Here is a 6,286-nt window from a genome sequence, read left to right as displayed (position 1 = left end):
GTGTTAGGCCTGCCGCCAGCGTTCAATCTGAGCCATGATCAAACTCTTCAGTTTAAATTTTCGATAACTAACAGCCGAAACCGCTAACTATCTAAGTCATGCTCAAAAACGTACATCTAAATGAATTCACATATAGGTTGCTTGTTTCTGATTAAGCTTTAATGCCTAACCTGAACAAGCGCCCACACGCATTACCTGATTAATTTGTTAAAGAGCGGCTTGAGCTGCCCGGTGTGTTGGGCTGTTGTCTCAAGCGAGGTGCGTATAGTATAGATCAAAATCAGACAGGTCAACGACTTTTTTGTAGTTATTTTACCTAATCACCAAAACAGAGCAATCGGCTTGCTCAACAACCTTAGAGGTCACTGATCCTATAAGAATATTCTCAACTTTTGAGTGGCTATGGCTGGGTAACATGATCAAGTGCGGCTGCAGTTCACGCGCATATTTCAATATTTCTTTATGCACCACACCTTCGACTGTTTGAACCGCAAAATTTGTGAGCTGCGGTAATGCCTGTTTAATCAGCAAAGTCACTTCATCTTTAAGCACAGACAGCGCACTTTCCACCTCTTCTTTTGGCGTTTGAGCAGACAGCAGCCGCAAAGGCTTCCCTGGCAGTATTGACATAAAATGCATAGCCACATCCTGCTCTCCAAGGTAATTCATAACCTTACTAAGCCCTGCTATGGCAGCGTCTCTATCCTGAATATCAACAGGGAGCAGAATTTTTAAGCTCATCACATTATCCGCAATTTATTCATACGCAAAATAAGCAGTGATGCCTGCTCTCAACGCACCACCATTACTGATATATTACTGTGTTTTACTACATGGGCTGAATTGGGTCCCAGCACATAATCGGCGAACTTACGTTTATTATGAGCAGCCATAACGATCAAATCAGCATCTATCTCTTTTGCAATAGTTACAATCGTCTCCCAGGGAGACCCGTCCGCTACAATACGCTGAACTTGAACCTCATCAGGAATATTTTCCTTCACGAACTTTTTCAACTCGTCCTTGAGCAGCGCATGTGCTTTGCTGGAAAAGTCCTTTGGAAAGAAGGAACCCACCATTGGCATCGAAAAATCAGGCATCACAGTGAGCACATGCAATGAAGCATCATAGGTCTTGCATAAGTTCAGTGCTACAGGCAAGGCACGCTCCCATGAGTTAGGCTCACTTAACACCACAGGCATCAATATTTTGTTATACATAGTTAAAGCTCCTATGCCGCTGTAACAGTTTGACCAGCTTGCCCCTTACGAGCATGCCGGCGTCTTTGCAGCCAATAGACAAGACCAAATAGCATAAATCCAGGCACCCAGATCCACTCTTTAGCCCAACGATCAACCGGAGCACTTACTTCTACTATCTCTTGATCAAAGTCGAAGCCTATGTCAGCCGCCAAACTACCAAATTCAACCATATCAACAAATGCACGATCACCATCCATGTATAACTCAAGCCCCAAGTTTTGCATGCGCTCATCAGCCGTTTGACCACCAGGGACCGGAATCAGTCTATAGGTTACCATTGGATCACCAACATCATCCTCACCAGCAATCTGAACACGCAGATTGCTGCCCTGATCTACCCGCATCAGTGCTTCACTAAATTCAGCTGGCGGTACTGTCTGATAGGGATCATGAATCTTGTCCATCCAATAGCCGGGGCGAAATAGCGTAAACGCCACTAACAATAAAAGCACTGTTTCATACCAGCGACTGCGAGTCAGCATATACCCCTGTGTAGCTGCAGCAAAAATCAACATAGCAATCGTCGACACAATAAATATCAATATTCCCTGTATTACAGTGACATCAATAAGCAACAGGTCAGTATTAAAAATAAACAAGAAGGGCAATGCTGCCGTTCGCATACTGTAATAGAAGGCCTGGAACCCGGTTCGAATAGGATCTCCTCCCGAGACAGCCGCTGCCGCAAAGGAGGCTAACCCCACCGGCGGAGTCACATCCGCCATAATACCGAAGTAAAATACGAACAAATGCACCGCAATCAAAGGTACCAACAGACCATTCTGCTGGCCCAGGGTAACCACAACAGGAGCCATTAGTGCCGCAACAACAATATAGTTAGCTGTTGTTGGCAAACCCATCCCCAAGATCAGACTCAGCACAGCCGTGAGCAGTAAAATCAGCATCAGATTGCCCATGGCCAAAGTTTCAACCACATCAGCTAATAGATTGCCCACCCCTGTCTGCGATACAGCCCCAACAACGATACCAGCAGCCGCAGTTGCTATGCCTATACCGATCATATTACGGGCACCTGCCACCAAGCCATTCCACAGGTCTTGAACACCTTCTCTCAGGTCATCCTGTACCTTGCTCCTACCTCTGAACAAGGCAATCAAGGGGCGCTGTGTCAGCATAATAAAAATCATGAACACGGTTGCCCAGAAAGCAGATAGACCCGGCGACAGACGCTCCACCATCAAACACCAGACCAACACAACAACCGGTAGAATGTAATGCAATCCAACCATGACCGTCGGGCGAGTTTGTGGCAAATGAATAACTTCAGAATTTGGATCATCCAGCTCAAGCTCAGGATATCTTGCACCTAGTTTTAACAAACCCACGTAGGCTATCGCCAAGGCTACGGAAACTACCCAAGGAGTAGCATCACCCAGAAAAGGCTTAAGCAACCCAGTCCATAGTAAACAGCAAAAGACAGCGCCATAATCAGAATAAGGCCAGTCATAAAGCTGATCACTTTATTAAGCAAGGGCCTGGCAGGGTTAGCCGATGGCAATCCCTGCATATTGGCTTTAAGCGCTTCGAGGTGCACGATATACATCAGTGCAATATACGAAATTAAAGCTGGAAGGAACGCATGCTTAATCACTTCCACATAGGATATGCCCACATACTCAACCATCAGAAAGGCTGCAGCTCCCATAACCGGCGGCATAATCTGACCATTAACCGATGATGAAACCTCAACTGCACCAGCCTTTTCCGAACTGAAGCCTACACGCTTCATCATCGGAATAGTAAAGGTACCTGTGGTCACTGTATTGGCAATCGAAGAACCGGAAATCAAGCCCGTCATTCCGGAGGCCACTACAGCGGCTTTCGCCGGACCTCCACGATAGTGCCCAAGCAAAGAGAAGGCGACCTTTATAAAATAATTACCTGCGCCCGCCTTATCCAGCAGGGCACCAAAAAGTACAAAAAGAAACACAAAGCTGGTTGAAACACCCAGCGCGATGCCAAACACCCCCTGAGCAGATACCCATTGATGGTTAACCAAACCATTTACACTGACGCCTCCATGGGCCACGATGCTTGGCATGTAGGGTCCCAACAGGCTGTAGAGAAGAAATACCGAAGCAACAATCACCAGCGGTGGCCCAAGCGCACGACGTGTCGCTTCCAACAACAACACCAAGCCCACCACACCGACAACCACATCTTGGGTGATAGGCGCTCCCGGACGTCCAGCTAGCTGTGTATAGAAAATGTAGATATATAGCGCACAAAAAGCTGCGACTAACCCAATAGCCCAGTCAGCCAAAGGAATGCGATCACGTGGTGAACGCTTGAAGCCGGGTAGGCCATAAAAGCCAGAGTTAAGGCGAAAGTCAGATGAATTGAGCGGGCTTCCGTTGAGTTAAAAACACCAAAGCCAAAAATAAATGGTAGTGGCGATGCAATCCACAACTGAAACAACGACCAAGCCGCAGCAATGCTAACCAGCAACTTTCCCTGGAACCCGACCGGTGCTCGCGCCCCCGTATCGGAAGCCGCTACCATTTCCTCAAGATCTACTGCCGGTTTTTCAGGCTGATGTGTATCGTTAGTCATCTGCTTGCCCTGTAGTCATGTTCAGAGAGCCACGGGAGGTCGAGGTTTGTGGCCTCTACGTCCTTACCTTTACAACTTGGTTAAAGCTAAATAATACTAAGACTGGCATCCCTGCAATCATTCACGCACCGCTCCTGCGCATAAAAAATGCGCGACGGGTCAGGACGCGCATTTCGTTTATCTAGCTGCAGTCTTACTCCTGCATCCAACCACGCTCAACATAATAGCGCATTGCGCCATCATGAATCGGTGCAGTTAAACCGTCAGCGATCATATCGGCTTCGTTCAGGTTTGCGAAAGCAGGATGGAGGCGCTTAAAGCGATCAAAGTTCTCAAACACAGCTTTAACTGTATGATAAATTGTCTCGTCATCAACACCTGCATGGCTAACAAAGGTCGCAGCTACACCGAAGGTCGGTACGTCTTCATCATTGCCACGATAGAGTCCGCCTGGAATCACAGAACGGGTGTAATAAGGATAAGCATCAACCAGCTCATCAATTTCTGTACCTGTCACTGATACCAGTTTCGCATCAACTGTAGTTGTAGCTTCCTGAATTGAACCATTCGGGTGACCTACCACATACACCATGGCATCAATATTGTTATCTGCCAGAGCAGACGCCTGTTCAGCTGCATCCAACTGTGATGCCAGAGCAAAATCATCAACAGTCCAACCCATGGCATTCATTACAACATCCATGGTATTGCGCTGACCTGAACCAGGATTACCAATATTTACTCGCTTACCTTTTAAATCAGCGAAATCGGCAATACCGGAATCGGCGCGAGCGACAACAGTCAAAGGCTCACCGTGCATAGTAAACACTGAGCGCATGTCACCCCAGGCACCATCTTCTTCAAAGTTACCTTCACCATTGTAGGCACGGAAGTGAACATCTGACTGCACGACCCCCATATCCAGCTCGGCGTTTTTCATGCCATTTACGTTAGCCACTGAGCCCCCAGTTGAAGGAGCGTTACAGCGAACACCATGCTCATCAGTATTACGGTTTACCATGCGGCAAACCGATTGGCCTACAACGTAATAAACACCGGTTTGCCCACCGGTACCAATAGTAATATATTTCTGTTCTGCGACAGCCTGGGTCGAAAATGCAGTTGCACCAAGTACAATGCCCGTCACGGCTGCTGCTAAAGAAAGACGCTTCATATAACTTACCTCATCAGGTTTATATTTTATTTTACTGCCCGGACTAATTTGACCGGATTAATACATGAACTGTAAGTGCTCGCTGTCAGTCAGCGGAGCTTTTCCTGCATCACAGGATGCATATAACTAAAGTCTAAAAATAGACCATTAAGCAATAATTATCAAAGTATTATCCTTCTTCAGGCCGTATAAGGCCTTTTTCTTCATAAAATTGCCGAGCACCGGGATGCAGGGGCGCCGTCAGTGCTTCTCGCACCATCGCTTCTGGCGTTAACTCAGCAAATGCCGGATGTAGTCCTTTGAATGTATCTAAATTAGTAAATACAGCTTTTACCAACGCATATATCACTTGATCTGGTACACCGGAGTGTGTCACCAGTGTCGCTACTACACCAAATGAGTTCACTTCACCTTGATTTCCCTTATACATTCCTGCAGGAATAGTTGAAAAACGATAATAACTACGCTCCTCAACCAGCGAGCGCACCTGCTCATCATCAACCTCTACAATACGCACATCGCAGGTAGTGGTTGCCTCCTGAACCACACCACTGGGATGCCCTACCGTGTACACAGTTGCATCGATTCGGTTATCGCACAAAGCACTAGCCTGCTCAACCGGCCCAAAGGTTCTTGCTTCCCGAAAGTCATCTAACTCCCAGCCCTTGGCTTCCATCAACACTTGCATAGTGGCATATTGTCCTGAACCAGGACTACCAACATTCACCCGCTTACCTTTTAGATCATCCAGTTTGGTTATACCTGCATCTGCTCTTGCCAACACAGTAAAAGACTCTGAATGCAGTGAAAACACAGAACGCAAATCAGCACCAGACTCCTCATGTACAAATGACTCAGAGGTCCCTAAATAGGCATGATGCTGCCAGTCAGATTGTGCTAACCCCAGCTCAAGCTCACCCGTCTGTAGCGCCGTCAAATTAACCACCGTCCCACCCGTGGCACGAACAGCACAGCGTACTCCATGCTCAGATCGAGTCCGGTTCACCAACCGACATATCGCTCCCCCAGCTGGATAATATACCCCCGTAACACCACCGGTACCGATAGTTATCGAAGTACTCATACTTGGATCTGATTGTGCAAACGCTGTGGTGCTTAGGCCAGCCACCAACAGCCAGGCGGCCATGAGTCCTTTGTGTTCACTGAGCATGTTCTTTTCTTTCCTTACAACACCTGTATTAATCAACATTGGAATCTTTCTAGTATTAGCCACATGAGTAAATATCGCCAACTATTAGCAAAACCGAACAGGGGA

Annotated in this window: 4 protein-coding genes and 1 pseudogene; all 5 read right to left on the bottom strand. The window is 47.1% G+C overall.

Going from position 1 to position 6,286, the window contains the following annotated elements:
* Positions 1-312 precede the first annotated feature (312 nt).
* The 5 genes and pseudogenes from LH51_RS08540 to LH51_RS08520 all read right to left on the bottom strand — a co-directional run bounded on the left by LH51_RS08540 (position 313) and on the right by LH51_RS08520 (position 6,181).
* Entirely contained in the window at positions 313-741 is a 429-nt protein-coding gene (locus LH51_RS08540; RefSeq protein WP_036521478.1) for a universal stress protein, read from the bottom strand.
* A 50-nt stretch (positions 742-791) separates the two neighbouring features.
* The gene (locus LH51_RS08535; protein ID WP_036521476.1) at positions 792-1,220 is read right to left on the bottom strand and encodes a universal stress protein; all 429 of its coding nucleotides are present in this window, start codon (positions 1,218-1,220) and stop codon (positions 792-794) included.
* An 11-nt stretch (positions 1,221-1,231) separates the two neighbouring features.
* Positions 1,232-3,836: pseudogene (locus tag LH51_RS08530) on the bottom strand (TRAP transporter permease).
* 193 nt (positions 3,837-4,029) lie between these two features.
* Positions 4,030-5,010, bottom strand: coding sequence for a TAXI family TRAP transporter solute-binding subunit (locus LH51_RS08525; protein WP_036521473.1), 981 nt, complete (start codon positions 5,008-5,010; stop codon positions 4,030-4,032).
* Positions 5,011-5,179: 169 nt separating this feature from the next.
* Complete coding sequence (locus LH51_RS08520; protein WP_235263618.1) at positions 5,180-6,181, bottom strand: TAXI family TRAP transporter solute-binding subunit; 1,002 nt, start codon at positions 6,179-6,181, stop codon at positions 5,180-5,182.
* Positions 6,182-6,286: the final 105 nt, after the last annotated feature.

The organism is Nitrincola sp. A-D6 (assembly GCF_000764495.1).
In the GTDB taxonomy this organism is placed as follows: domain Bacteria; phylum Pseudomonadota; class Gammaproteobacteria; order Pseudomonadales; family Balneatricaceae; genus Nitrincola.
This window is presented reverse-complemented; position numbering and strand designations above follow the sequence as displayed.

Excerpts from the sequence above, each read along its gene's own strand:
- LH51_RS08540 (WP_036521478.1), bottom strand. The coding sequence starts at position 741 with ATGAGCTTAAAAATTCTGCTCCCTGTTGATATTCAGGATAGAGACGCT.
- LH51_RS08525 (WP_036521473.1), bottom strand. The coding sequence starts at position 5,010 with ATGAAGCGTCTTTCTTTAGCAGCAGCCGTGACGGGCATTGTACTTGGT.
- LH51_RS08535 (WP_036521476.1), bottom strand. The coding sequence starts at position 1,220 with ATGTATAACAAAATATTGATGCCTGTGGTGTTAAGTGAGCCTAACTCA.
- LH51_RS08520 (WP_235263618.1), bottom strand. The coding sequence starts at position 6,181 with ATGCTCAGTGAACACAAAGGACTCATGGCCGCCTGGCTGTTGGTGGCT.